Raw genomic sequence first — 24,783 nt, forward strand, 5'->3', positions numbered from 1 at the left:
GCAGCAAACCGAAGCAGATGCATGAAACGCAAGGTGTCGTGCGCAAGATCGATCGGTGTACGGAGTCGGCCGGCAGCGCGGCGGCGCACCCGGTGTCGGGACACGCCGTGAATCCGCCCCTGGAGGCCCGGTGGCGGCGTCCATGCCGCCACACGGCCCCGCCCCCGGACGCGGCCCCGCGCTCCCAGTATTGCCACTGCTGATCGGCAGACACTACGCGTGCAAGCGCCTTTAGGGCAGCTCTAAAAACCCCCGATCCTTGGCATCATAGTTCCACCGCCATCCAGGGTAAGAGCCGATGATCAGTCTGTTTGCCGGGGCCGAGCGCGAAGCCAAGCGCCAGCAGTTGAGCGATCCGCTGGAGCTGCTGTCGCGGCACATCGATTTCGTCGCGATCGCGGCGGTGATCGATGGCCACCTTCGCCTGGGCACGGGTGCCAAGGGCGGTCGCCCGGCGTGGCCGACGGAGCTGATGATCCGGCTGCTGCTGTTGCAGCAGTTGTACAACCTGTCCGACGAGGCGCTGGAGTACCAGGTGCTGGACCGTCGCAGCTTCCAGCGCTTCCTGGGGTTGGAACACAGCGGCAAGGTGCCTGACGCCAAGACGATCTGGGTGTGGCGTGAGCGGCTCAAGAAGAACGATCTGATCGGCGACATCAGCGCGGCGGTGAGCGGCCAGTTGCAGCGGGCCGGGTTCATTGCCCGGGGTGGACAGATCATTGATGCGAGCATCGTCAGCGCGCCGATCCAGCGCAATACGCGCGAGGAGAACGCCCGGATCAAGCGAGGCGAGGCTGTGCAGGACTGGAGCGATGCCAAGCGGCGGCAGAAGGACGTGCAGGCGCGCTGGACGCTCAAGCACGGCAAGGCCCATTACGGCTACAAGCTGCACGCCAACACGGATCGGCGCTGGGGGTTCATCCGGCGGCACGAGGTGAGTGCGGCCAACGTGCACGACAGCCGGCACTTCGAGACGCTGCTCGATCCAGTCAACACCGGGCGCACGGTACGGGCCGACAGCGCCTATGCCAGCCAGGCTCGGGAAACCGAACTCAGGCGACAAGGCTACCGCGCGGACATCCAGCACAAGGGGCAGACGGACAAGCCGCTGAGCCTGGCCCAGCAGCGTCGGAACCATCGCATCGCCAAGGATCGGGCGTTCGGCGAGCATCCGTTTGCCCGACTCGCCCAACAGGGAGGCAAATGCCTGCGCACGATTGGCCTGGCGCGAGCCCAGGTGGTGATCGGCCTGAAGGTTGCCGCACACAACCTGATGAGGCTGGCGCGGCTGCAGAGCCAGGGGATCGTGCCGGCGTGAGCGGAAACGGCGGCTGACAGGCCGCAATCCGGGTTTGAAATGCCATGGGTCGGCTCTTCGCGCCCCTTCGACCGGCAGGTGCGAGGGGGGCCTGTCGCCTTACCGAACATCTCAAACGGCAGAATCGAGGTTGTTCGAGGTGCCCTTTAGTGGCCGAAGCCCTCAGTAACAAAGCATCAGTGACCGGAGCATTCGCACAAACCCACTAGACGTCCAACACGGAGATTCGTCGTTACGCGGTGGCTGCATCAAAAAACCGGACACGCAGTGAATCCATCCGTGGTGCTCCGTTGTACGCATCCATTCCGCCAAAACGCACATGGGCCGCATCAGCGGCCCATGTGCAATTCACTGCATCCGCTCCCGCAGGAGCAGCTGGCTTACTTCAGCTTGGCGTCGGCGCGCAGGGCGTCGGCGCGGTCGGTCTTTTCCCACGAGAACGCGGTGGCGGTGTGCTGCGCACCGGTTGCGTCGGTGTAGGAGAAGTCCTTCGGCTTGCGGCCGAAGTGGCCGTAGGACGCGGTCTGCTGATACATCGGGTGGATCAGGTCGAGCATCTGGATGATGCCGAACGGACGCAGGTCGAAATGCTTGCGGATCAGCTTTTCGATCTGCCCGTCGGCGATCTTGCCGGTACCGAAGGTGGTGACCGAAATCGAGGTCGGCTCGGCCACGCCGATGGCGTAGGAGACCTGCACTTCGCAACGGTCGGCCAGGCCGGCAGCCACCACGTTCTTGGCCACATAGCGCGCGGCGTAGGCTGCCGAGCGATCGACCTTGGACGGATCCTTGCCGGAGAACGCACCGCCACCGTGACGCGCCCAGCCGCCGTAGGTGTCGACGATGATCTTGCGGCCGGTCAGGCCGCAATCGCCCACCGGCCCGCCGATCACGAACTTGCCGGTCGGGTTGATGTGGAACTTGGTGCCCTTGTGCAGCCACTTGGCCGGCAGCACCGGCTTGAGGATCTCCTCGCGCACGGCCTCGACCAGATCCTTCTGCTTGATGCCCGGATCGTGCTGGGTCGACAGCACCACCGCGTCGATCGCGGTCGCAACGCCGTCTTCGTAGCGCAGGGTGACCTGCGACTTGGCGTCCGGACGCAGCCAGGACAGCGCCGAGTTCTTCTTCTTGCGGATCTTGGCCTGCTGCTCGACCAGGCGGTGCGCCAGATGGATCGCGGCCGGCATGTGGCTGTCGGTCTCGTTGGTCGCGTAGCCGAACATCAGGCCCTGGTCGCCGGCGCCCTGCTGTTCCGGGTTCTTGCGATCCACGCCCTGGTTGATATCCGGCGACTGCTTGCCGATCAGGTTGAGCACGCCACAGGTCCCGCCGTCGAAGCCGACGTCGGAGCTGTTGTAGCCGATGTCCAGAATGACCTTGCGGGTCAGCGCTTCCAGGTCGATCCAGGCACTGGTGGTCACTTCGCCGGCAACGATCGCCACGCCCGTCTTGACCATCGTCTCGCATGCCACGCGGGCGCGCTTGTCCTGGGCCAGGATGGCATCCAGCACTGCGTCGGAGATCTGGTCGGCGATCTTGTCCGGATGGCCTTCGGAGACCGATTCGGAGGTGAACAGGTAGCTGGACATCAGGCTTATATCCCTTGATTCGGATGAAAAGATGGGTGCGGATGATACACCGTCCGACAACCCTGTGCATTGTGCGCCTGAACAGCCCGCTGTGGCGTTAAACCCGTGTCGTGGCGCGGGTTTGCACGGTCATCCAGGTGTCGTCAGCTTGCCATGCAATGGTCGTACTGACCGGTCAGCATGCGCGCGTGCCTGGCGGCATGGCTGCGTGCAGCCACGCCGCTGGAGGGGAATGCGCGATGTCGCTGGACAGCGTGCCGGGACGAGGGCGCATGGCTGCCATGGCGACCACGAGCCGGGATGCGGGTGTCCGATTGCAGCGCTACACCACGGCTTGCTGCGGGCGCATCTGCGTCAGCGCGCTGCCGACGCCTGCGGGCGGCGCACGCAGCCTGCCTGCGCAGCGCCCGATCGCGGCGCCGAGATTTTGCCCTGGAGATGTCCGCATGCACGTGTCCACATTGCACCCTCCCGTCCGCGCCCTGTTCCTGTCCGACCTGCACCTGGGCTCGCGGCACTGCCATGCCGCCGAGATCGCCGCGTTCATCAGCCGCCAGCGTTGCCAGACCCTGTATCTGGTCGGCGACATCATCGACCTGTGGTGGATGTCGCAGCGGCGCGCGGTCTGGGATGCGGCGCATCAGCAGGTGATCGCCGCCCTGCATGCGCAGGCCAGGCGCGGCACCGAGATCATCTACGTGCCCGGCAACCAAGACCGTGCCATCCGCCGCTTCTGCGGTCTGGTGATGCCGGCCATGCAGGTGCGCCGACGCAGCGTCCACACCTTGCTGGACGGCCGCCGGCTGCTGGTCACCCATGGCGACGACTACGACGCGCAAACCCATTTCGGTGGCTTGCAGGAACGATTCGGCGACTGGCTCTATTACCGCATCCTCACCGGCAATCAGCTGACCAATCGTCTGCGGCGGCGCCTGGGCATGCGCTACTGGTCGCTGGCCGAGTTTCTCAAGCGCCGCAGCGGTGCGGCCGAGCGCTATATCGGCCGCTTCGTGGCGGCCGGCCTGGCCGATGTGGTGCGCCGCGATCTGGACGGCATCGTCTGCGGGCATATCCATCGCGCCGCACTGCGCATGCAGGCCGGCCATCTCTACGCCAACACCGGCGACTGGGTGGAGAGCCTGACGGCGCTGCGCGAGACGCAGTCCGGCGCACTGCAACTGGTCAACCATCACGGCGACGTGCTGGCCGAACTGGCGCCGCAACCTCATGCCGCGCAGCAGCGCGCGGCGTGAGGTTGGCCAGGCGCAGCAGCTGCCGGCAGACCGCAGCTGCCGGCAACTGCCACCGGACGTGCGCGGCGTGCAGCGTTCGCTGTCCTGGTGCAAGGACTGCGGACGGCGGCTGCAGCGTCGTTTTCGACCGCGAGCCGCGGCGCAATGCGAGCACCGCGGCTGCTGGCTGACTGCCGGCCGGCCGGAACGCACGTGATGGCACTGGACGATGCCCGTCCTGCTAGCATCGGCCGATGGATTCATTGACCCAGATCGTTCTTGGCGGCGCCGTCGCTGCCGCCATCGCACCGGCCGGACAGCGCCGTGCCGCCCTGTTGGCCGGCGCCGCACTGGGCACCTTGCCCGATCTCGATGCGCTGGTATTGCTGCCGCTGACCGACGATCCGGTCACGCTGATGACGGTGCATCGCAGCGCCAGCCATTCGTTGTTCGTGCTGCCGTTGCTGGGCTGGCTGGTCTGGTGGCTGTTTCGCCGTTACGGCAACGGGCGCGTGGCCGCTGCGCCCAAGCGCTGGTTCTGGGCGATCCAGCTGGCCTTGATCACGCATCCGCTGCTGGATGCCTTCACCGTCTACGGGACCCAGCTGTGGTGGCCGCTGCAGCCGCATCCGGCAATGTGGTCGAGCGTCTTCATCATCGACCCGGCCTACACGCTATGGCTGTTGCTGGCCTGCGCGGTGGCATGGTTTGCGCGCACGCGGCCGCTCGCGCAGCACGCGTTGGTGATCGGGCTGGCGCTCAGCTCCGCCTATCTGGGCTGGTCGTTGCTGGCCAAGCACCTGGTCGACCAGGAAGCGGACCGTGCGCTGGCCGCGCTCGGCTTGAAGGATGCGCCGCGCTTCTCGGTGCCGATGCCGCTCAACACCTTGCTGTGGCGCGTGGTGGCGATGACGCCCAACGGCTATGTGATCGGCGAGCGCTCGCTGGTGGCCGACAAGGGCCCGATGCAGTTTCGCGGCTATTCCAGCAACACCCAGGCCCTGGGCGAGGTGGCCGGTTTCGACGCGGTGCGCCGGTTGACCTGGTTCAATCGCGGTTTCATGCGCGCACGCCTGGTCGATGACGAGCTGATGCTCAGCGACCTGCGCATGGGTCTGGAGCCGGACTACAACTTCAACTTCGTGGTGGCGCATCGCCAAGACGGGCAATGGCAACCGATTACGCCCCGGCAGATCCAGGCCGCCTACCGCGCGCCGGTGGCGCGCGATCAAATCGGTGAGGTGCTGGCGCAGATGTGGCGCCGTATCTGGCACGAGCCCGCCGGCACGGTGCTGACCGGCGACCTGGAACACGCCACCACGCCTGCGCCGGCCGCTCGGTAGGCTGCTGGCGGAGACGCTCGGCAACGCGTACGTAGTAAGCGTGTGCGGTTGACCCGCTCAATACACTGTCGCGCGCGCCTGCACGAACGAGTAGAAGAACACCGCGTTCGGGTCGCTGTGCACCTGCGCCAGTTCGCGGCGCATGCCATCCACGGTGTCTGCGTTCACCGCACCGGCCTCGAGCAACTGGTCGGCCGCCGACAGCGGCACTTCTTCCCAGAACCCGATCATGGTCTTGCGCCGGCCCGGCTCGCGGTTGTCCAGATGCAGCGTCTTGATCTCGGTGTGCACATCGCGAAAGCCGCCGGCCAGCAGCAGGTTGCCCAGCTTGGCGCCGACGAACGGGTCGCCGCCCTGGTCGTGCTGGAAATCATTGAAGGCCATCCAGTAGCGCCACAGATTGGGCGAATACGGATGCAGCAGGAACGAGGCGTTCATCACCTCGGTGACATACACCGGCGAGCCCGGCAGCAGCACACGCCGCACCTCGTTGAGCACGCGCGCAGGCGAGGGCACATGCTCGAGCACCCAGCACAGGAACGCCGCATCGAACTGACGCGCCTCGAACGGCAGATCGCTGGCATCGGCCTGCTGCAGCGTGTAGCGCTCGCGGCACCATGCCAGCCGTTCCAGATTGGCGCGTGCCGCGCCCAACTGCGCCTCGCTCAGATCCACGCCGGTGACATGCAGGTCGGGAAAACGGCGCAGCAGGATTTCGGTCTGCGCGCCCACGCCGCTGCCCACTTCCAGCAGCCGGCGTGCGCCGCTGTAGTCGATCTGGTTGAACAGCGTGGCTTCCAGCAGGCGCGCCTGCTTGAGCAGGCGTGCCTGTTCGGTGGACGAAAACCCATGCAGATAGGTCGGGGTGTCGCTTGGTGCGGTCATGGCTGCAGCTCCAACAACGCAGGAAAACTCAGGCGGCAACCGACAGCGCTGGCGGCACGCCGGCGATCAAGGCATCGAAATACGCGCGGGTGAGTTCCAGCTGCGCTTCCGGCGTTTCGGCGCGATTGACCACCGCACGGAAGTCGGCGCTCTGCGGGTGATCCTTGGCGTACCAGCCCAGATGCTTGCGCGCGATGCGCACGCCCTGCGGCTGCCCGTAGAACGCATGCAGCGCTTCCAGATGGCCGAGCAGGGTATCGCGCACGAACGCCAACGACGGCGGCGGCAACAGCTCGCCGGTGGACAGATAATGCGCCACCTCGCCGAAGATCCACGGGCGCCCCTGCGCGGCACGCCCGATCATCACCGCATCCACGCCGGTCTCGCGCAGCACCTGCGCCGCCTTCTGCGGCGAGTCGATATCGCCATTGGCGATCACCGGAATCTGCAGCGCCGCCTTGATCTGCGCAATCGTGGCGTACTCGGCAGTGCCGGTGTAATGCTGGTCGCGGGTGCGCCCGTGCACGGCGAGCGCGGCGATCCCGCAGTCCTGCGCGATGCGCGCGATGGTCGGGCCGTTGCGGTGATCGCAGTCCCATCCGGTGCGGATCTTCAGGGTCACCGGCACATCCACCGCCTGCACCACCGCGCTGAGAATGCGTGCCACCAGGTCCTCGTCGCGCATCAGCGCCGAGCCGGCCCAGGCGTTGCAGACCTTCTTGGCCGGGCAGCCCATGTTGATGTCGATCAGCTGCGCACCGTGGTCGACGTTGTAGCGCGCCGCCTCGGCCAGTTGCTGCGGCTCGGTGCCGGCAATCTGCACGCTGACCGGATCCGGCTCGCCGGCATGATCCATGCGGTGCAGCGATTTGCGCGTGCCCCAGAAGCGTGGATCGGAAATGGTCATCTCCGACACCGCCAGCCCGGCGCCCAGCCGCTTGCACAGCAGCCGGAACGGCTTGTCGGTGACGCCGGCCATCGGGGCCAGGATCACTTTCGGGTCGATGGAGTAGGGGCCGATCTGCATGGTGGCATTGTAGCTGGGTGGGGGATTGGGGAATCGGGATTGGGGAATCGGGAATCGGGAGAGCAGTTCCGGCCTTCGGTCTTGTGCGGTTGCTGTGTGGGTCAGGTGACCAGTAGAGCGAGGGCAGCGGCGAGATTGCTGGCTGACCGTACCCTCACCCCAACCCCTCTCCCGACGGGAGAGCGGCTTTCTTCCTTCTCCCGTCGGAAGACGATGGCGCGTCAGCGCCGGATGAGGGTACGGGTGCCCGACCTTGCATCACGCTTGCGTCCCTTTACCTCGACGACTGTTCGATGAAGGACGTTGAAGCTCCGGCGCAGCCGGGTTCGCAGCGTCCGTCGATGGACAGGCCTCAACATGCCGTTCGTGGATCGAAGCAGTCCCATGGGATGCCGCCGACGCCTTGAACGCAAAAGGCGACCGCATCGCTGCGGTCGCCTTCGTTGTTTGCTTGAAGCGTGCGGATCACACGGCCGGTTCGGGCACCATGCGCGGCATCGAGGTGGCGGCGCCTTCCACTTCGGTGGAGCGCGCGGCGTAGCGGGTGGCAAAGCGTACGTGGGTGATGAAGTTGGCAGTCGGCGCCTGCGCCAGCGAGGCCACCAGCGCGCCGTTGAAGGCGTCGCCGGCGCCGGTGGTGTCCACCGTCTGCGCGCTTTCCGCGCCCACGCGGTAATGCGCGGCCGTGTCGCCGCGCAGCTGTTCTTCCGCATGCGAGATGAAGGCGCCCACCGATCCCAGCGTCACCACCACGGTACCGCCCGGTAGCAGCTTGCGGCACAGCGAATGCAGCGTGTTGCCGTCCAGCGCCGCCACATCGTCGGCATTGATGCGTTCGCCAACATGGCGGCCGAGCAGGGCCGCAAATTCGGTTTCGTTCGGCGTCAGCACGTCCGACAGCTTGAGCAGGCCGATCGAGGTCGGCGCATTGGCCGGTGCGGCGTTGAGCACGGTCAGCACGCCGCATTCGCGTGCCAGCGCCAGCGCCGATTCGATGGTCTCCGCCGGCGATTCCAGCTGCGCCAGCAACACGCCGGACGAGGCCACCAACGCGCGCTGGTTGTCCACGAACGCTGCGCTCAGCACCGAGTTGGCACCGGCGCCGATCACGATGGTGTTGCGGCCGTGCGCGTCGACATAGATACCGCCGGTGCCGGTCGGCTCATTGCTGGGCTCGGCGATCAACGCAAAGCCGTCGTGCGCAGCCAGCGAGCGCGCCAGCGCGCCGCCGGCATCGTCGCCCAGCGCGCACAGGAAGTGCGTCCTGGCGCCGGCACGTGCGGCCGCGACCGCCTGGTTGAAGCCCTTGCCTCCCGGGCCGGTGCTGTAGCGACCGGCGATGGTGGCACCCGGCGCAGGCAGGACATCACAGCGCCACACGTGATCGACATTGAAGGACCCGACAACGACGACCGAACTCATAAATACCCTTGACTTGAATGACTGAATGCTGATCGGCAAGCAATGCTTCAAGCACGTGTTGATGCCTGTGGACTTCGTGGCCGATGTAATCGGTAAGCCATCCCTCAGCTGTCACGCCGGCAGGAATGGACGCTCGGAAGAACGTGCGGCTCATCTGGCTGTTCGCATTTCTTTCCGGAGCCGATAGAACCGGTGGTACTCGTGTGCTTACCGGCATGGGACCTTGAGCGGCATCGATGCCGCGCAACCCTGTCGCCCCGGCAGCACCACGTCCTACACTGCGCACGCCGATCCGGGGCAGGGCGCCGCGGAGGTTGCTGGAGTCTGCCAATGCAATACCGTCGTCTGGGGTCCACCGGGCTGCAACTGTCGGCCCTGTCGTTCGGGGCCTGGGTCACCTTCGGCAAGCAGATCGGGCGTAGCGAAGCGCGCAACCTGATTGCCGCCGCCTGGGACAACGGCATCAATTTCTTCGACAACGCCGAGGTCTACGCACGCGGCCGCGCCGAAGAGGTGATGGGCGATGTGATCGCCGACCTGCGCCTGCCGCGCGATGGTTACTGCGTGTCGAGCAAGGTGTTCTTCGGCGCGGTGGACAGCCCGCGCCCGACCCAGCGCGGACTCTCGCGCAAGCATGTCACCGACGCCTGCCATGCCGCGCTCAAGCGCCTGCGCGTGGACTATCTGGACCTGTACTTCTGCCACCGGCCCGATCCGGACACGCCGATCCGCGAAACCGTGCGCAGCATGGATGCCCTGATCCGCCAGGGCAAAGTGTTGTACTGGGGCACCTCCGAGTGGAGCGCCGAGCAGTTGCGCGAGGCCATCAGCATCGCCGGGCAGGAACACCTGCACGCTCCGGCGATGGAGCAACCGCAGTACAACCTGCTGCACCGCGACCGTCTGGAGCGCGAATACGCGCCGCTGTGCGAGGGCGGGCTGGGCACCACGATCTGGTCGCCGCTGGCCTCGGGCCTGCTGACCGGTAAGTACAACGCCGGCGTGGACGCAGACAGCCGCCTCGGCCAGCCGGGCAATCAATGGCTGCAGGACGAAGTGCTGGGCGCACCGGAAGCGCGCCGCCTGGAACGCGCCCGCGCGTTCTGCGCGTTGGCCTCCGAGCTGGGCCAGTCGCCCGCACGCCTGGCCATCGCCTGGTGCCTGCGCAACCCGCACGTGTCCACGGTGATCCTGGGGGCCAGCCGGGTCGCGCAGCTGGAAGAAAATCTCGGCGCGCTGGAGACCTTGACCCAGGTCGATGCCGATGGTTGGGCACGGGTGGAGGCGGCGACGCACTGAGGAGTACCTCATGCGGTGGGCGCAAGTGCGGGACGGTTGGCTGCGACGCTTTTTTGGCGGGCGCTTCAAAACAAGCGAGAAGCCGCATCTGACCGGTCGTGCACGTCAGCCAACCTCTGCGGCACAAGGTGCGTCATGCCAGTCGCGCTTTCGCTTGCCAGTGCGTGCCTTCCACCTGCGATGTAATCAGCAAGGCCAACGATCACCGTGCGTAAAAACCGCTGGTGGAACCCGTGGCTAGATCCTTTCAATAGGCAAGGTAAATCAAAATCATTTAACCCATACAAAGTTCGTGCCAAGAAGATGAGAATAGCTCTTGATCATTAAATGAGAATGGTTATTATTTGTCTGGCCAACAGACTGGAGATCCAGATCATGACCGCTCATCCCGTGCTGCTCCGCTCCGAACCGGTCAACCTGCGCGACCGCGCTGCTCCGCGCGCCGTCCCTGCAGAAGACCTCATCAGCAGCGAGGCGCTGCTCAAAGGCCGTCGCGAAGTGCTGATCCAGCATGGCGACCGCGTCTATCGCCTGCGCCATACCAGCAACGACAAGCTCATCCTGACCAAGTAAGTTCCACCCTCCGATTCCGCGCATTGGCGCAGGGAATCGGGTTGCCTGCCGCGGGCGTTGCCGCCGCCGTCCGCGCACCCCACGCTCTCCCCCGGCGGCCGGTCGCGGCCTAGTCTGCAGCACGCGCTGCCGGGAACTTCCCTTCAAAGGTTCCCGATGATTCGCCTGCATCCGCTGGTGGTCGCGCTGTCGCTTGCGCTGCCTGCTCTTCCGTTGAGTGCCCACGCTGCCGACCTCGCCGCCAGTGGTGATGCCGCGCGCGAGGTTCACGACTTCGACCGGTTGCAGGTGACCGCCACGCGCACCCAGCGTGCCCTGGTCGATGTGCCGAGCACGGTGGATGTGATCGATCGCGAGCAACTGGACAACCAACTGGTGCGCGAGCTCAAGGATCTGTTCCGCTACACGCCCGGCGTGTCGGTGACCAGCAGCAGCGGCCGCTTCACCGGCGCCAACGGCATCCGCATCCGCGGGCTGGACGGCAACCGCGTGGCGATCCTGGTCGACAACGTCCCGGTGTCGGACACCTTCAGCTTCGGCAGCTACCTCAACGCCAACCGCAACTTCGTCGATCTGGAAACGCTCAAGCGCGTCGAAGTGGTGCGCGGGCCGGCCAGCTCGCTGTACGGTTCCGACGCGCTGGGCGGTGTGGTGGCCTTCGTCACCAAGGATCCATCCGATTACCTGAGTGCCGACAAGCACAGCTATGTCGGCCTGAAGTTCGGCTACGAAGGCGACTGGAACGGCCTGTTCGCCGGTGCCACCGGCGCGTTCGGCGGCGAGCGCTGGAGCGGCATGGTGGCGGTCAGCCATCGCCAGGGCCAGGAAGCACAGAACCAGGGCGACAACCGCAGCCGCGATTTCACCCGTACTGCGGCCAACCCGCAGCGCATCGATGGCCGCAGCGTGCTGGCCAAGCTGGTGTACGCGCCCAGCGCGCAGCAGCGTTTCAAGCTCACCGTGGAAGGCAACGAAGACTACGGCAGCATCGAGGCATTGACCGGCATCGACCCGCGTGTGACCACGCCATCGCAGCGCATCCTGTCGCAGGACGGACGCGACCATCAGACCCGCGCGCGCGTCTCGCTGCGCCACGAACTGGATGAGTTGGATTGGGCGCTGGCCGACGATCTGCAGTGGCAGCTGTATCGCCAGGACAGCGAGAGCCTGCAGCGCACCGACGAGCTGCGCGGCAACAACACGCGCCGTCATAACGAACACAACTTCGATCAGCGCGTGTACGGCCTGCTGGTCAACGCACACAAAGCCATCGACACCGGCACGCTCAGCCACGACATCACCTATGGGCTGGACGGCACCTGGACCGACACCCGCGCCAAGCGCGATGGCTACTCGGTCAATCTGGCCAATGGCGTGGTCACTAATCGCGTGGGTCAGGACGTGTTCCCGGTGCGCGATTTCCCCAAGAGCGAGACCACCAAGCTCGGGCTGTATGCGCAGGACGAGATCCGCCTGTTCGATGGAAAGCTGTCGCTGACGCCGGGCGTGCGCGTGGATTACTTCCGGCTGTCGCCGCAGGTGGACGACATCTTCCGCGAAGACAATCCCGGCGTTGCCGCCGAGACCATCGATGAAACGCAGGTGTCTCCCAAGTTCGGTGCGGTGTGGCGGTTTTCGGACGCCTGGTCGGCGTATGCCAATTACGCGCACGGCTTCCGCGCGCCGCCATACAACGACGTCAATATCGGCTTCACCAATCTGCAGGCGCGCTACACCGCCATCGCCAATCCGGAACTGAAATCGGAGACCAGCCGTGGTGGCGAACTGGGGCTGCGTTTCAATGATGCAGTCGGCTATCTGGGTGTCAGCGTGTACTACACCGACTACCGCAACTTCATCGAATCGTATGCGCCGGCCGGCTTCAATGCCGAAGGGCTGATGCTGTTCCAGTCGCGCAACGTGGACGATGTGGTGATCAAGGGTGCCGAAGCGCGCGGGGGAATCGATCTGGGCGCCCTGGCCGGCTGGCAGGGTTGGTCGCTCAACAGCGCCGTGGCGTATGCGGAAGGCGACAATCTCACCGACGACACCCCGCTCAACTCGGTCGACCCGCTACGTGGCACGCTCGGCGTGGCCTTCGACAGCGATGCCTGGGGCGCGGAACTGATCGGCACCTTCGTCGCGCGCAAGCGTCGCCCGCAGCTGGACAGCTATTACACCCCGGCCGGTTACGCCACGCTGGACCTGATGGGGCATTGGCAGTTCGCACCCGGTGCCAAGGTCACCGCCGGCATCTTCAATCTGGCCGACCGCCGCTATGTGGACTGGAATGCGCTGCCCAACGGTACGCTGGCCAGCAGCACGGTGCTCGATCGCTTCACCGGCGCCGGGCGCACCGCCTCGGTCAGCCTGGCGGTGAGCTGGTAGCGGCCATGCCCATCGCCCGCCCGCTGCCGTCGTTGTCGCATGCACGTGCCACCCGCGCTGCGTTGCCGCGGCCGCAGCAGTTGGCGGCGTTGGGCACGGTGCTGTGCCTGTATCGGCCCGCCTTGGGCAACGAGCTGGATGGCTGGCAGCACGCGGTGGATGCGGCGGCGTGCCGGCAGGTCGACAGCGATGGCGTGCGGGAGAGCATCTGGTTTTTCGATGCCGAGGGGCAGTGCTGCTGGCGGATCTGCCTGCTGCCTGACAGCGATTTCCTGATCTGGGATCGCCTGGTCTCGCGGCTGCCGCCGTTGCCGATGGAAACCCATGAGCTCGGCGTCGGCGAGCGGCTGTGGCGTCGTCTGGCCGGGCGCATGCGTGGGGAGGCGTGGCGCTTGAGCGCGCTGCGCCTGCAGGCCGCCACCACCCGCGAGCAGCCGTTTGTCGCCAGCCTGGCGACCGTGTCGGCGCTGGGCGCGGAAGTTGCCGCACGCCTGGCGCGCGAAGAGGGCATCGACGGCCGCGTGGCGGTGGACGATTGCTGCTGCGCGCGCGCTGCCGCCTTGCGCACGGCCTCCGCCACATCCAGCAACAACAACCCATCCGACATGACCACGTCGCTGATGCGCCTGCGCCGCTGACGTCTCCAACCACTCCCGAGAGTTCCGATGAGCCGAACGTTTTCTCGTTGTATCGCACTGACGCTGAGCCTGTTGCCGTTGATTGCCGCCGCCGACGCCCAGCGCGACCGCCAGAGCATCCTGGCGATGCAGGGCGAATACGCGGTGGACTTTGCCTTCGACGAGACGGTGTTGCTCAAGCCCGGTTACGAGCGTGCATCGGCCATGCGCAGCGGCGCCAGCGAAGTGGTGATCGTGGTGGAGGATTCACCGCGCAAGCTGGTGCTGCAGCATCTGCTGGTCGACGAGAAGAGCAAGCACGTGACCAAGCATTGGCGGCAGGACTGGATCTACGAGGCGCCGCAGCGTTTCGAATTCAGCGCCGATCAGACCTGGACGGTGCACGCGCTGCCGCCGGCAGTCACCACCGGCGCCTGGACCCAGTGCGTCTACGAGGTCAGCGACGCGCCACGCTATTGCGGCACCGGGCGCTGGGACTATGCCGACGGCCATCCCACCTGGACCAGCGACCTGAGCTGGCGCCCGTTGCCGCGCCGCGAGTACACCAAGCGCAGCGACTACAACGCGCTCGCGGTGATCAATCGCCACACGCTCACGCCCAACGGCTGGACCCACGAACAGTTCAACACCAAGGTGCTGCGCAAGCCCGACGGCAGCCAGGAAGCGATCGCGCGCGAGTTCGGCTTCAACGATTACCGCAAGACCACCGAGGTCGACTTCGCCCCGGCCTATGCGTACTGGAAGGGCACCCAAGGCTACTGGGCCAAGGTGCGCACGCGCTGGGCCAGGTTCCTCGATACGCCACCCGGCCTGCATCTGAAGACCAAGCCGGACGGCATGGCGATGATCATGCCGATGTTCCAGCAGGCCGAGGCGGTGCAGAACGGCAAGCGGGTCCAGGATGCGCAGCTGGACGCGGTGTTCGCGCAGTGGGTCGAACCGGCGAACTAGCCACCCGCATGCCGTAGGAGCGCACCAGGGCGCGACGTGGCATTCCCGAAAACGCCCATCGCGCCGCGGGACGCTCCTGCGAGGTCGCGCCCTGGTGCGCTCCTACGAGCGAGACGGCTGGAAGGGCGCCCAGCAAACCGGACGGCATGGCGATGATCATGCCGATGTTCCAGCAGGCCGAGGCGGTGCAGAACGGCAAGCGGGTCAAGGACGCGCAGCTGGACGCGGTGTTCGCGCAGTGGGTCGAACCGGCGAACTAGGCATCCGCATGCGGTAGGAGCGCACCGGGGCGCGACGTGGCATTCCCGAAAACGCCCATCCCGCTGCGGGACGCTCCTGCGAGGTCGCGCCCTGGTGCGCTCCTACGAGCGAGACGGCTGGAAGGGCGCCCAGCAAACCGGACGGCATGGCGATGATCATGCCGATGTTCCAGCAGGCCGAGGCGGTGCAGAACGGCAAGCGGGTCAAGGACGCGCAGCTGGACGCGGTGTTCGCGCAGTGGGTCGAACCGGCGAACTAGGCATCCGCATGCGGTAGGAGCGCACCGGGGCGCGACGTGGCATTCCCGAAAACGCCCATCCCGCTGCGGGACGCTCCTGCGAGGTCGCGCCCTGGTGCGCTCCTACGAGCGAGACGGCTGGAAGGGCGCCCAGCAAACCGGACGGCATGGCGATGATCATGCCGATGTTCCAGCAGGCCGAGGCGGTGCAGAGCGGCAAGCGGATCAAGGACGCGCAGCTGGACGCGGTGTTCGCGCAGTGGGTCGAACCGGCGAACTAGGCATCCGCATGCGGTAGGAGCGCACCGGGGCGCGACGTGGCATTCCCGAAAACGCCCATCCCGCTGCGGGACGCTCCTGCGAGGTCGCGCCCTGGTGCGCTCCTACGAGCGAGACGGCAGTTAGCCGTTCAAGAGCCGTTATTCCTTGAACATCAGGAATGCCGCGACCAGGATCAAGCCGAATGCGGCCCAATGATTCCACTTCAACGACTGGCCCAGGTAGAAGGTCGAGAAGCCGGCGAACACCAGCAGCGTGATCACTTCCTGCATGCCCTTGAGCTGTGGCGCCGAGTACACCGCGCTGCCCAGGCGGTTACCCGGTACCTGCAGGCAGTATTCGAAGAACGCGATGCCCCAGCTGACCAGGATCGCGATCATCAGCGGCGTGCTCTTGTACTTCAGATGCCCGTACCAGGCAAAAGTCATGAACACGTTGCTGGCGATCAGCAACAGCACCGGATACAGATAGGCAGTGAAGGGGGCGGTAGGCATGACGGCAGACGGCAGCAGAGGGGCCGGCAGCATAAGCCAGCCCCGTTAAGCGCACGCGACCGTGCCGATGAGCCCGGCACGCGGGCTCAGGGCGTTGGTGGCCGGCGCAACACGTTCATCTGCAGCGTGGCCAGGCAAAACGCCTGGCCACGCATCGCTGCGCCAGTGGCTCCCGCGATCACCCCCTTAGCGCTGCATGCCCCAGCGGCGCACGGTCAGCCGCTCGATGGCCTGGAACACCACGCCCTCCACCAGCAGGCCCAGCACGATCACCATCGCCAGGCCGGCGAACACCCGGTCGGTATACAGCTCGTTGCGGTTCTGGAAGATGTACCAGCCCAGGCCGCCCTGGCCGGAGGTGGCGCCGAACACCAGCTCGGCGGCGATCAGGGTGCGCCAGGCGAAGGCCCAGCCGATCTTCAGCCCGGACAGGATCGCCGGCAGCGCGGCGGGAATCAGCAGCTGCGCCACGTAGCGCGGCCCACGCAACCCGTAATTGCGCCCGGCCATGCGCAGCGTTTCCGGCACGGCCTGGAAACCGGCGTAGGTGGTCAGCGCCAGCGGCCACAGCACCGAATGCACCAGCACGAACACCAGGCTGCCGGTGCCCAGGCCGAACCACAGCAAGGCCAGCGGCAGCAGCGCGATCGCCGGCAGCGGATTGAACATGGCGGTCAGCGTGCCGAGCACGTCGCGGCCCCAGCGCGTGGAAGCGGCCAGCGCGGTCAGCACGAAGGCCAGCACCACGCCGAGCGCATAGCCCTGCGCCAGCACGCGCAGCGAAGCGCCCACGCGGCGCAGCAGCTCGCCGGACAGCAGCCCGTCGTAGAACGCGCGTGCGGTCTGCAGCGCGCTGGGCAGCATCAGATCGTCGCCGACCACGCGTGCGGCGATCTCCCACACTGCGACCAGCATCACCAGCACCAGCGCCTTGCGTAGCCACGGCGGTGCCTGCCAGCGCGTTGGCGCGGCGGCTGCAACCAATGCCGGGTCCAGCGGCTGCAGGGTGACTTCGTACTCGGCCCGTACCGGTGGCAGTGGCGGCAGCGCGGTGGCGGTACTGCGGCTCATGGCAGCGCCTCGCGTTGGCGCTCGGCCGGGCGACGCAGCGGCGCCACCTTGGCGTCTTCCAGGGCATCGTCGGGCAGGTCGAACAGCAGCCGATGGATGCGCTGCGCCGTCTGCTGGAATGCCACGCTACCGGCGCTGTGCGGGCCGAACGCATGCGCGTTGAGCTCGGCGCGCACCTGGCCCGGATGCGGCGACAACAGCAGCACGCGATTGCCGACCACCAACGCCTCCTCGATCGAATGGGTGACGAACAACAAGGTGAAGCGCGATTGCTCCCACAGCTCCAGCACCTGCTCCTGCATGCGCGAACGCGTCAACGCATCGAGTGCGGCGAACGGCTCGTCCATCAGCAGTACGCGCGGGCGCATCGCCAATGCGCGCGCAATCGCCACGCGTTGTTTCATGCCGCCGGACAAGGTATGCGGGTAGGCCTGGGCAAACGCGCTCAGCCCGACCTGCGCCAGGCTGTCGTCGGCACGTTCGCGCGCCTCGGCACGCGACAGCTTGCGGGCTGCGCGCAGGCCGAACACCACGTTCTCGCGCACTGTCTTCCAGGGCGCCAGCTGGTCAAATTCCTGGAAGACGACCACCCGGTCCGGCCCCGGCCCGGTGACCGCGTTGCCATCCAGACGGATCTGCCCCTCGCGCGGGGTGACGAAGCCGGCCACCGCCTTGAGCAGGGTGGATTTGCCGCAACCCGAGGGCCCCAGCAGCACGAAGCGGTCGGCTTCATGCACATCGAAACGCACGCGATGGGTGGCGCGCACCACGCGTTGCGCCGAGGCGTATTCCAGGCTGACGTGATCGACCTGCAGCAATGGTGTGGACGGACTCATCGCTCAGCTCCCGCCCGCAATCAGCGGATCGTCGAAGAAGTAGTCGCTCAGCTTGCTCGGGGTCTGCTTGATCGCGCCGCTGTGCTGCATGAACCTGCCCAGCCCCAGCGTGTTCTGCGGCACCACCGTGAACTGCACTTTCGGGTCCTTGAGGATCTGCAGCACCAGCGCGCGATCGATGCTCGAGCCATTGCGACGCAGGAAGATATCCGCTGCCTGCTCCGGATGCGCGGTGACGAAGCGTGCGGCCTGATCCAGCGCCGCGACGAAGGCGCGATAGGTCTTGGGATTGTCGCGGCGGAATGTCTCGGTGGCATACAGCACGGTGGCCGAGGAGGGGCCACCTTCGATCTCGTAGGAGCTGGTCACGATGTGCGCGGCCGGGTTGCGCGCCAATTCCTGCTCCTGAAATGGCGGGCTGGCGAAATGCGCGGTGATCTCGGTGCGGCCACGGATGATCGCGGCGGCCGCGTCCGGGTGCGGCAAGGCGACCTGCAGCGGATCCAGCTGGTGGGTGCCCTTGTCGCCCCAGCGTTGCTGGGAGGCATGCTGCAGGAAACGCGACTGCACCGACACGCCGGTGGCCGGCACCGCGATGCGGTCCTGCGGGGTGAAATCGCCGATGCTCTTGATGCGCGGATTGTTGCTGATCAGGTAGTACGGGAAGTTGCCCAGCGACGCCACGCCGCGCACGTTCTGGCGGCCATGCGTGCGGTCCCAGATGGTGAACAACGGCCCGACACCGGCACCGGCGATATCGATCGAACCGGTCAGCAAGGCATCGTTGACGGCGGCGCCACCGGACAACTGCAGGAACTGCACGTCGATATCCACGCCGGCAGCCTTGCCCTGCTGCTCGATCAGCTTCTGATCCTGTGCCACGTCCAGCAACAGATAGACGATGCCGAACTGTTTGGCGATGCGCAGCTTTCCTTCGGCCTGCGCATGCGCGCTGTGCAGCAACGGCAACGCGGCCAGGAGCAGCAGCGCGACACGTCGGGAAAAACGTCGGCGCTGCGGACGTGCGTGAGAGGTGACGGTCAAACGCATGCGGCGCTCCAGTCGAGGGGGGGGGGAGGGAGAGGGCGCGTTTCCCAGCGAGCTAGGTGCTGCCAAACGCGCGCAAGGCAGCACCTTGGCTAGAACGGCGCATCGCCTTCGATGGTGGTGCGGTTGAGCCGACGACGCAGGTGATCGGGCGTGCCGGCGGCCAGATGCATGACCGAGCGGTTGTCCCAGAACACCATGTCGTGCGGCTGCCAGCGATGCCGATACACCAGCGCATCGCCGGTGCTATGTGCGAACAGGGCCTGCAGCAGCGCAGCACTTTCGTCGTCGGGCAAGCCGACGATGCGGGTGGTGAAATGCTCGCTGACAAACAGCGCTTTGTGGCCGGTTTCCGGATGGGTGCGCACGATTGGATGCTGCACCGGCTTCACTTCGGCGATCTGCTCCGGCGTCAGCGCCGGGCGCCACGGATTGCGCGCACGCAGTTCTTCGTACTTGGCCAGATAGCTGTGCTCGGCACGCAGGTCCCGCACCGCGTGCTTGAGCGCGTCGGGCAGGGTCTGCCAGGCCAGATGCTGGTTGGCGAACAAGGTGTCGCCGCCTTCGCTGGGCAGTTCCTGCGCATGCAACAGCGATCCCAGGCTGGGGGTGTCCTTGTACGACAGGTCCGAGTGCCAGTAGTGGCCGGCATCGCCCAGACCGATCGGCTCGCCGTTCTCCTTGATGTTGGACACCACCAGCACTTCCGGATGTCCTTGCAACTGGAAGTTGCGCAGCACATGGATCTGCAACGGGCCGAAGCGCCGGCTGAAAGCGACCTGCTGCGCCGGCGTGATGCGTTGCTCGCGGAATACCAGCACGTGGTAGTCCAGATGTGCCTGGTGGATGCGCGCGAAGGTGTCTGCATCCAGTGGCTGTGACAGATCCAGGCCGATCACGTCGGCGCCCAGCGGGGCATCGAACGGCACGATCCGGACACTGGAAGAGTGCTGTGGGGAAACCGCATCGCGCGGCGGCTGCGCACGCGCAGCGGAAGTGACGCTGGCCATGACGGTGGCACCTCGACGGCAACGGGTGGCCGCCTGGGCCGGCGGCCGGACACACCACTGTAGGCAGTCCGGTCGCCGCTGCGAACGTACGATTGGCAAGGTGCTTATGCGCTGCCGGTATATGCAGCGGTGCGACGGAACGCAAACGGGCGACGCCTGCGCGTCGCCCGTTCGCGGGTTCAACCGACCCGGCCTTAGTCGGTCCGCAGTGCCAACGCCGGCGGCGTGGACAGAATGCGTCGCGTGCCCGACCAGCCGGCCAGCAGGCTCAGCGCAAGGCCAAACGCACCGCCGAGCAGCAGGCGCGGCCAGTCCGGCGTCAACGCGATCTCGAAGGCCTTTTGCCCGACCACCGCACCGATCACCGCGGCGGCGGTCGCCGCCAGCGTCGCCGCCAGCAGGCCGAGCGCGCCGAACTCCACCAGCACCGCGCCACGCAACTGGCCGCGACGCGCGCCCAGCGTGCGCAGCACCGCGCTGTCATAGCGACGCTCGCCGGCGGTGGCCTGCAAGGCCGCCAGCAGCACCAGCACGCCGGCCAGCAGGCTGAAACCCATCACCAGCTGCACCGCTTGCGCCACCTGGTCGATCACCTCGCGCACGCGGCCGAGGATCGCATCGATGTCCAGCACCGAAATATTGGGGTAGTCGCGGCTCAGCGACGCCAGCTTGGGCGCGTTGCCGGGCGGCAGGTGAAAGCTGGAAATCAGGTTGTACGGCGCATCGCCGACCGAGCCCTGGTTGAGCAGCAGGAAGAAATTGACCCGGAACGAGTCCCAGTCGGCCTTGCGGATGCTGGTGACGGTGAAGCTGCGCTGCTGCTCGCCCAGCAGCAAGGTGATGCGGTCGCCCAGTTTGAGCTGATACCGCTGCGCCCAGCCTTCTTCCACCGAAGCTTCCGGCGCGGTGCTGTCGGCCGCCCAGAACTTGCCTTCCAGCAAGGTGTTTGCAGGCGGAAATGCATGCCGCCAGGAGAAATTGACCGGCCGGTTGTCGCCGTCGCCATCGTCGGCCGGATCGCGATCGCCGCGCAATGGCGGCTTGTCGTTGATCGCCACCAGGCGCCCGGTCGAAAACGGCTCCACGGCCGCATCCTGTACACCCAGGCCGCGCAGCGTCTGCAATACCGGTTCGGTCTGCTCGGGCTGGATATTCATCAGGAAATAGTTGGGCGTGTCCGCCGGCAGCCGATCGCGCCATTGCCCGAGCAGGCCGGGGCCGACCACCGCCAGCAGCAACAGCGCGCACAACGACAGCGACAGCCCGACCAGCTGCACCACGCTCAGCCCGCGGCGCCGCGTCAGCGAGGCCAGGCCCAGCTTCCAGGCGCCGCGTAGGCGGTGCTGGATCGGCCGCAGCAAGGCCAGCAGGCCCAGTCCCAGCGCCATCGCCACCAGCGCCAATGCGGCCAGGCCACCCAGCACCCAGCCGGCCAGCACCAGGTTGCCGGTCGCGTACACGGTCAGCGCCAGCGTGGCCGCCAATGCCGCGGCGTAGATCAGCAAGGAACTCGGCGGCACCGCGGCAAAGCTGCGGTTGAGCACGCGCATCGGTGGCACGTTGCGCAGCCGCAGCAGCGGCGGCAGGCCGAAGCCCAGCAACAGCACCAGGCCGATGCCGGCACCGGCCAGGGCAGGGGTGGCCTGCGGCAACGGCAGCCGGTTTGGGATCAGGCTACCCAGCGCCTGCACCAGGCCTTCCTGCGCCAGCATGCCCAGCCCGATCCCGACCAGGCAGGCCGGAATCGCGGTCAGCAGCAGTTGCAGCGACAGCATCGCCAGGATGTCGCGCTGGCGTGCGCCCAGGCAGCGCAACACCGCCACCGTGTCGATACGCCGCATCGCAAAGCGGTTGGCTGCCAACGCGGTCGCCACGCCGGACAACAGCACCGCCAGCAACGCCGACAAGGCCAGGAAACGGCCCGCACGGTCGAACGCCGCGCGCATGCCGCGCTGGGTGTCCTCGATGCCGACCAGGCGGTATTCGCTGGCGCGCGGTTTCAGCCAGGCGCGCAAGTCGGCGATGGCATCGGGCGCGCCGGAGAACATCAGCCGGTACGAGGCGCGGCTGCCCGGGCCGAGCAGGCCGGCACCATCAATATCGGCGCGATTGACCAGCAGCGGCGGCGACAGCTGCATCAGCTCGCCGGAGGCATCCGGTTCGGCACGCAGCACGCCGGTGATGGTGAGATGGCCGGCGCCGAATTCCAGCTGTTCGCCCACGCGCAGGCCCAGGGCCTCCAGCAGGCGGGGATCGGCATAGGCCTGGCCCGGCGGCGGTGCGCCCGCAGGCTTGCCCTGCATGCCGGCACTGTCCGTGGACACCAGCAATTGCCCACGCAGCGGGTAGCCCGCGCCGACCCCGCGGATATTGGCCATCTGGCTGGCGTCGCCATGGAACAGCACGCTCGGGAAGCTGACTATGCGCGTGCTCTGCAAGCCACGCCGCTGCGCTTCCTCGGCAAAGTCGGCCGGAATCTCCTGGCGGCCGGTCACGCCCAGATCGCCACCGAGTACTTCGGCCGCGCTGGAGGTCAACGCCAGGGTCACCCGATCGACCAGCGTGCCGACGGCCGTCATCACCGCCACGCCCAGTACCAGCGCGGCGAACACGGTCAGCAGGTCGCCGGCCAGGAATTCGCGGCGCACCGCGCGCGCGGCTTGGCGCAGCACGTTCATGCGGCCGAACCGGGCTGGGCGTGCAGGCGGCCGCTGTCGATGCGGTAGATGTGGTTGCAGCGCTGCGCCAGCGTCATGTCGTGGGTCACCAGCACCAGCGTGGTGTCGCTGGTGGCATTGAGCGCAAATAGCAGGTCGCTGATCTGCGCGCCGGTGGCCTGGTCCAGGCTGCCGGTGGGCTCGTCGGCAAACAGGATGCGCGGCTTGGCCACGAAGGCGCGTGCCAGCGCCACACGTTGCTGCTCGCCGCCGGACAGCTGGCGCGGGTAGTGGCGCGCACGCGCGCTCAGGCCCACCGCCTCCAGCACCTCGCGCACCCGCGCCGGGTCCTCGCGCCCGGCCAGTTCCAGTGGCAGCGCGATGTTTTCTTCGGCGGTGAGTGCCGGCAGCAGATGGAAGCTCTGGAACACGAAGCCCACCTCGCGCGCGCGCAGGGCGGCACGCGCCTCTTCGTCCAACTGGCCCAGCTGCTGGCCGGAGAGCGCGATGCTGCCGCGGCTGGGCAGGTCCAGCCCGGCCAGCAGGCCGAGCAGGGTGGTCTTGCCCGAGCCGGACGCGCCGACGATGGCGATACTGTCGCCTTCACTGACCGTCAAGCTGATGTTGTCGAGGATGTGGAGTGTTCCCTCCGGTCCGCTGACGGACTTGCCGACCTCGCGGACGTCGATGGCGGTGCGGGTGCTGGAGCGGGGGGCCAGACTGTCGATGAGGAATCTCCGAATGCGTGAAAGAACACTGCGATATGGCGCGCTGGTCCTGTGGCTGCTGACACTGTCCCTGCTTGCGCCGGGAATTGCCTCTGCCAAAAGTCCGGTGGCGACCGCACCGATCCTGGTGGTCGGCGACAGCCTGAGCGCTGCGCACAACATCCCGATGCAGTCCGGCTGGGTCACCTTGCTGGACCAACGCCTCAAGCGTGACATGGCGACGCCACCGGCGGTCGTCAATGCCAGCATCAGCGGCGAAACCACCTCCGGTGCGCTGACGCGGCTGCCCGGCCTGCTGCAGAAGCACCGCCCCGGCGTGGTGGTGATCGAACTGGGCGGCAACGACGCGCTGCGCGGCCTGACCCCGGCCCAGCTCAAGGGCAACCTGGAAAAAATGATCCAGCTCAGCCAGCAGGCCGGCGCGAAGGTGCTGCTGCTGGGCATCGATGTGCCGCCCAATTACGGTCCCGCCTACCGCGCGCGCCTGAAGGCGAGCTACGCCGACCTGTCCAGGCAGTACAAGACCGCATTGGTGCCGTTTTTCCTGGAAAAGGTCGCGCTGCAGCCAGGCCTGATGCAGGCGGACGGCCTGCATCCCACTGCCGCTGCCCAGCCCAGGGTGCTGGAAACGGTGTGGCCGGCGCTGCGTCCGTTGCTCGGGCGCTGACAACCGGCGGCCACCGCGCGCCGTCACAGAACGTTAGTTGGTCTTCACGCCCTTTCCACTGCCGATCCGGCATGTTTCACAAAGCTGAAGACCGAGGAAAGTCCATGCGTCAGACCAAGGAAACGTCCGGCCTCGTGCTGGTCGTCGAAGACAACCGCAATATCTCTGAAATGATCGGCGAGTACCTGGAAGGCCGTGGCTTCGAGGTCGACTACGCACAGGACGGACTCGACGGCTACCGTCTGGCCGCCGAGAACAGCTACGACGTGGTCGTGTTGGATCTCATGCTGCCACGTCTGGACGGCATCGAAGTGTGTCGCCGCCTGCGTAACGACGCACGCAAGTCCACCCCGGTACTGATGCTGACCGCCCGCGACACGCTGGACGACAAGCTCACCGGCCTGGGTTTCGGTGCCGACGACTACCTGACCAAGCCGTTTGCGATCCAGGAACTGGAAGCCCGTCTGCGTGCCCTGATCCGCCGCGAGCGCCGCCAGGTTGGCTCGGAAGTGCTCAAGGTCGCCGACCTGGTGCTCGATCCGGTCAGCATGCGCGCCACCCGCGCCGGCACCGAGCTGCAGCTCTCGCCGATCGGTCTGCGCCTGCTCACCATCCTGATGCGCGAGTCGCCGCGGGTGGTCACCCGCCAGGAAATCGAGCGCGAGATCTGGGGCAACGGGTTGCCGGATTCGGACACCCTGCGCAGCCATCTGTACAACCTGCGCAAGATCATCGACAAGCCGTTCGACCGTCCGCTGCTGCACACGGTTCAGAGCGCCGGCTATCGCATCGCCGACATCGCCCAGCCGATGGCCTGATGTCACCGG

Annotated in this window: 21 protein-coding genes and 3 pseudogenes; 13 read left to right on the forward strand and 11 right to left on the reverse strand. The window is 66.8% G+C overall.

Translation table 11 applies throughout. From position 1 onward, the window contains the following. Window positions 1–298 precede the first annotated feature (298 nt). Window positions 299–1,318: an IS5 family transposase gene (locus XARJCFBP2528_RS10320; RefSeq protein WP_047124271.1), complete on the forward strand. Its 1,020-nt coding sequence runs from the start codon at window positions 299–301 to the stop codon at window positions 1,316–1,318. A gap of 380 nt (window positions 1,319–1,698) precedes the next feature. On the opposite strand, the gene metK is transcribed toward XARJCFBP2528_RS10320, so the two are convergent. Beyond that, the gene (gene metK / locus XARJCFBP2528_RS10325; protein WP_016903839.1) at window positions 1,699–2,910 is read right to left on the reverse strand and encodes a methionine adenosyltransferase; all 1,212 of its coding nucleotides are present in this window, start codon (window positions 2,908–2,910) and stop codon (window positions 1,699–1,701) included. Between the two features lie 446 nt (window positions 2,911–3,356). Between metK and XARJCFBP2528_RS10330 the strand changes: the two genes are divergently transcribed. Together XARJCFBP2528_RS10330 and XARJCFBP2528_RS10340 are read left to right on the forward strand one after the other, a co-directional pair. Beyond that, on the forward strand, window positions 3,357–4,163 hold the full coding sequence (locus XARJCFBP2528_RS10330) for a UDP-2,3-diacylglucosamine diphosphatase (RefSeq protein ID WP_047124641.1): 807 nt from the start codon (window positions 3,357–3,359) through the stop codon (window positions 4,161–4,163). A 233-nt stretch (window positions 4,164–4,396) separates the two neighbouring features. Beyond that, window positions 4,397–5,485 carry a metal-dependent hydrolase gene (locus tag XARJCFBP2528_RS10340; protein WP_047124643.1) on the forward strand — a complete coding sequence of 363 codons (1,089 nt, stop codon included), beginning with the start codon at window positions 4,397–4,399 and terminating at the stop codon, window positions 5,483–5,485. Window positions 5,486–5,542: 57 nt separating this feature from the next. On the opposite strand, the gene XARJCFBP2528_RS10345 is transcribed toward XARJCFBP2528_RS10340, so the two are convergent. From XARJCFBP2528_RS10345 to XARJCFBP2528_RS10355, 3 genes are all read right to left on the reverse strand, one after another. Next, complete coding sequence (locus XARJCFBP2528_RS10345; RefSeq protein WP_016903836.1) at window positions 5,543–6,370, reverse strand: methyltransferase domain-containing protein; 828 nt, start codon at window positions 6,368–6,370, stop codon at window positions 5,543–5,545. A 28-nt stretch (window positions 6,371–6,398) separates the two neighbouring features. Further along, a complete protein-coding gene (gene dusB, locus XARJCFBP2528_RS10350) occupies window positions 6,399–7,397 on the reverse strand; it encodes a tRNA dihydrouridine synthase DusB (protein WP_016903835.1) in 999 nt (332 codons plus the stop codon). Between the two features lie 465 nt (window positions 7,398–7,862). After that, window positions 7,863–8,819 carry a ribokinase gene (locus tag XARJCFBP2528_RS10355; RefSeq protein ID WP_047124644.1) on the reverse strand — a complete coding sequence of 319 codons (957 nt, stop codon included), beginning with the start codon at window positions 8,817–8,819 and terminating at the stop codon, window positions 7,863–7,865. Between the two features lie 330 nt (window positions 8,820–9,149). Between XARJCFBP2528_RS10355 and XARJCFBP2528_RS10360 the strand changes: the two genes are divergently transcribed. The 8 genes and pseudogenes from XARJCFBP2528_RS10360 to XARJCFBP2528_RS24435 form a co-directional block, all read left to right on the forward strand. Continuing rightward, window positions 9,150–10,118, forward strand: a complete 969-nt coding sequence (locus tag XARJCFBP2528_RS10360) for a potassium channel beta subunit family protein (protein WP_016903832.1) — start codon at window positions 9,150–9,152, stop codon at window positions 10,116–10,118. Between the two features lie 333 nt (window positions 10,119–10,451). Next, window positions 10,452–10,691 carry a hemin uptake protein HemP gene (hemP, locus tag XARJCFBP2528_RS10365; protein ID WP_024938306.1) on the forward strand — a complete coding sequence of 80 codons (240 nt, stop codon included), beginning with the start codon at window positions 10,452–10,454 and terminating at the stop codon, window positions 10,689–10,691. A 156-nt stretch (window positions 10,692–10,847) separates the two neighbouring features. Beyond that, window positions 10,848–13,079, forward strand: coding sequence for a TonB-dependent hemoglobin/transferrin/lactoferrin family receptor (locus tag XARJCFBP2528_RS10370; RefSeq protein ID WP_047124645.1), 2,232 nt, complete (start codon window positions 10,848–10,850; stop codon window positions 13,077–13,079). A gap of 5 nt (window positions 13,080–13,084) precedes the next feature. Continuing rightward, a complete protein-coding gene (locus XARJCFBP2528_RS10375) occupies window positions 13,085–13,717 on the forward strand; it encodes a ChuX/HutX family heme-like substrate-binding protein (RefSeq protein WP_016903829.1) in 633 nt (210 codons plus the stop codon). 27 nt (window positions 13,718–13,744) lie between these two features. Then, a complete protein-coding gene (locus XARJCFBP2528_RS10380) occupies window positions 13,745–14,668 on the forward strand; it encodes a DUF6607 family protein (protein ID WP_047124646.1) in 924 nt (307 codons plus the stop codon). Between the two features lie 131 nt (window positions 14,669–14,799). Further along, window positions 14,800–14,928: pseudogene (locus tag XARJCFBP2528_RS24425) on the forward strand (DUF6607 family protein); the annotation flags it as partial. Between the two features lie 131 nt (window positions 14,929–15,059). Continuing rightward, window positions 15,060–15,188: pseudogene (locus XARJCFBP2528_RS24430) on the forward strand (DUF6607 family protein); the annotation flags it as partial. A 131-nt stretch (window positions 15,189–15,319) separates the two neighbouring features. Continuing rightward, a pseudogene (locus XARJCFBP2528_RS24435) lies at window positions 15,320–15,448 on the forward strand (DUF6607 family protein); the annotation flags it as partial. Between the two features lie 138 nt (window positions 15,449–15,586). On the opposite strand, the gene XARJCFBP2528_RS10385 reads toward XARJCFBP2528_RS24435, so the two are convergent. From XARJCFBP2528_RS10385 to XARJCFBP2528_RS10415, 7 genes are all read right to left on the reverse strand, one after another. Continuing rightward, window positions 15,587–15,940: a DMT family protein gene (locus XARJCFBP2528_RS10385; protein ID WP_024938302.1), complete on the reverse strand. Its 354-nt coding sequence runs from the start codon at window positions 15,938–15,940 to the stop codon at window positions 15,587–15,589. A 186-nt stretch (window positions 15,941–16,126) separates the two neighbouring features. After that, on the reverse strand, window positions 16,127–17,011 hold the full coding sequence (locus XARJCFBP2528_RS10390) for an ABC transporter permease (RefSeq protein WP_039515889.1): 885 nt from the start codon (window positions 17,009–17,011) through the stop codon (window positions 16,127–16,129). Next, entirely contained in the window at window positions 17,008–17,847 is an 840-nt protein-coding gene (locus tag XARJCFBP2528_RS10395; protein ID WP_026063978.1) for an ABC transporter ATP-binding protein, read from the reverse strand. Before XARJCFBP2528_RS10395 ends, XARJCFBP2528_RS10390 begins: the two co-directional genes overlap by 4 nt. Window positions 17,848–17,850: 3 nt before the next feature. Continuing rightward, complete coding sequence (locus tag XARJCFBP2528_RS10400; RefSeq protein WP_026063977.1) at window positions 17,851–18,897, reverse strand: ABC transporter substrate-binding protein; 1,047 nt, start codon at window positions 18,895–18,897, stop codon at window positions 17,851–17,853. 89 nt (window positions 18,898–18,986) lie between these two features. Beyond that, a complete protein-coding gene (locus tag XARJCFBP2528_RS10405) occupies window positions 18,987–19,904 on the reverse strand; it encodes a TauD/TfdA dioxygenase family protein (RefSeq protein ID WP_016900786.1) in 918 nt (305 codons plus the stop codon). Window positions 19,905–20,098: 194 nt separating this feature from the next. Next, window positions 20,099–22,582: an ABC transporter permease gene (locus XARJCFBP2528_RS10410; protein ID WP_016900785.1), complete on the reverse strand. Its 2,484-nt coding sequence runs from the start codon at window positions 22,580–22,582 to the stop codon at window positions 20,099–20,101. Then, window positions 22,579–23,184 (reverse strand): ABC transporter ATP-binding protein, encoded by a 606-nt coding sequence (locus XARJCFBP2528_RS10415; protein ID WP_257998620.1) that lies wholly within the window; start codon window positions 23,182–23,184, stop codon window positions 22,579–22,581. Before XARJCFBP2528_RS10415 ends, XARJCFBP2528_RS10410 begins: the two co-directional genes overlap by 4 nt. 103 nt (window positions 23,185–23,287) lie before the next feature. Here XARJCFBP2528_RS10415 and XARJCFBP2528_RS10420 point away from each other — a divergent pair, with 103 nt between their 5' ends. Both XARJCFBP2528_RS10420 and XARJCFBP2528_RS10425 read left to right on the forward strand, forming a co-directional pair. After that, entirely contained in the window at window positions 23,288–23,956 is a 669-nt protein-coding gene (locus XARJCFBP2528_RS10420; protein ID WP_196299001.1) for an arylesterase, read from the forward strand. Between the two features lie 104 nt (window positions 23,957–24,060). Next, a complete protein-coding gene (locus tag XARJCFBP2528_RS10425; protein ID WP_002811889.1) occupies window positions 24,061–24,774 on the forward strand; it encodes a response regulator transcription factor in 714 nt (237 codons plus the stop codon). Window positions 24,775–24,783: the final 9 nt, after the last annotated feature.

It is taken from the genome of Xanthomonas arboricola pv. juglandis (genome assembly GCF_001013475.1).
Taxonomy (GTDB): Bacteria; Pseudomonadota; Gammaproteobacteria; order Xanthomonadales; family Xanthomonadaceae; genus Xanthomonas; species Xanthomonas arboricola.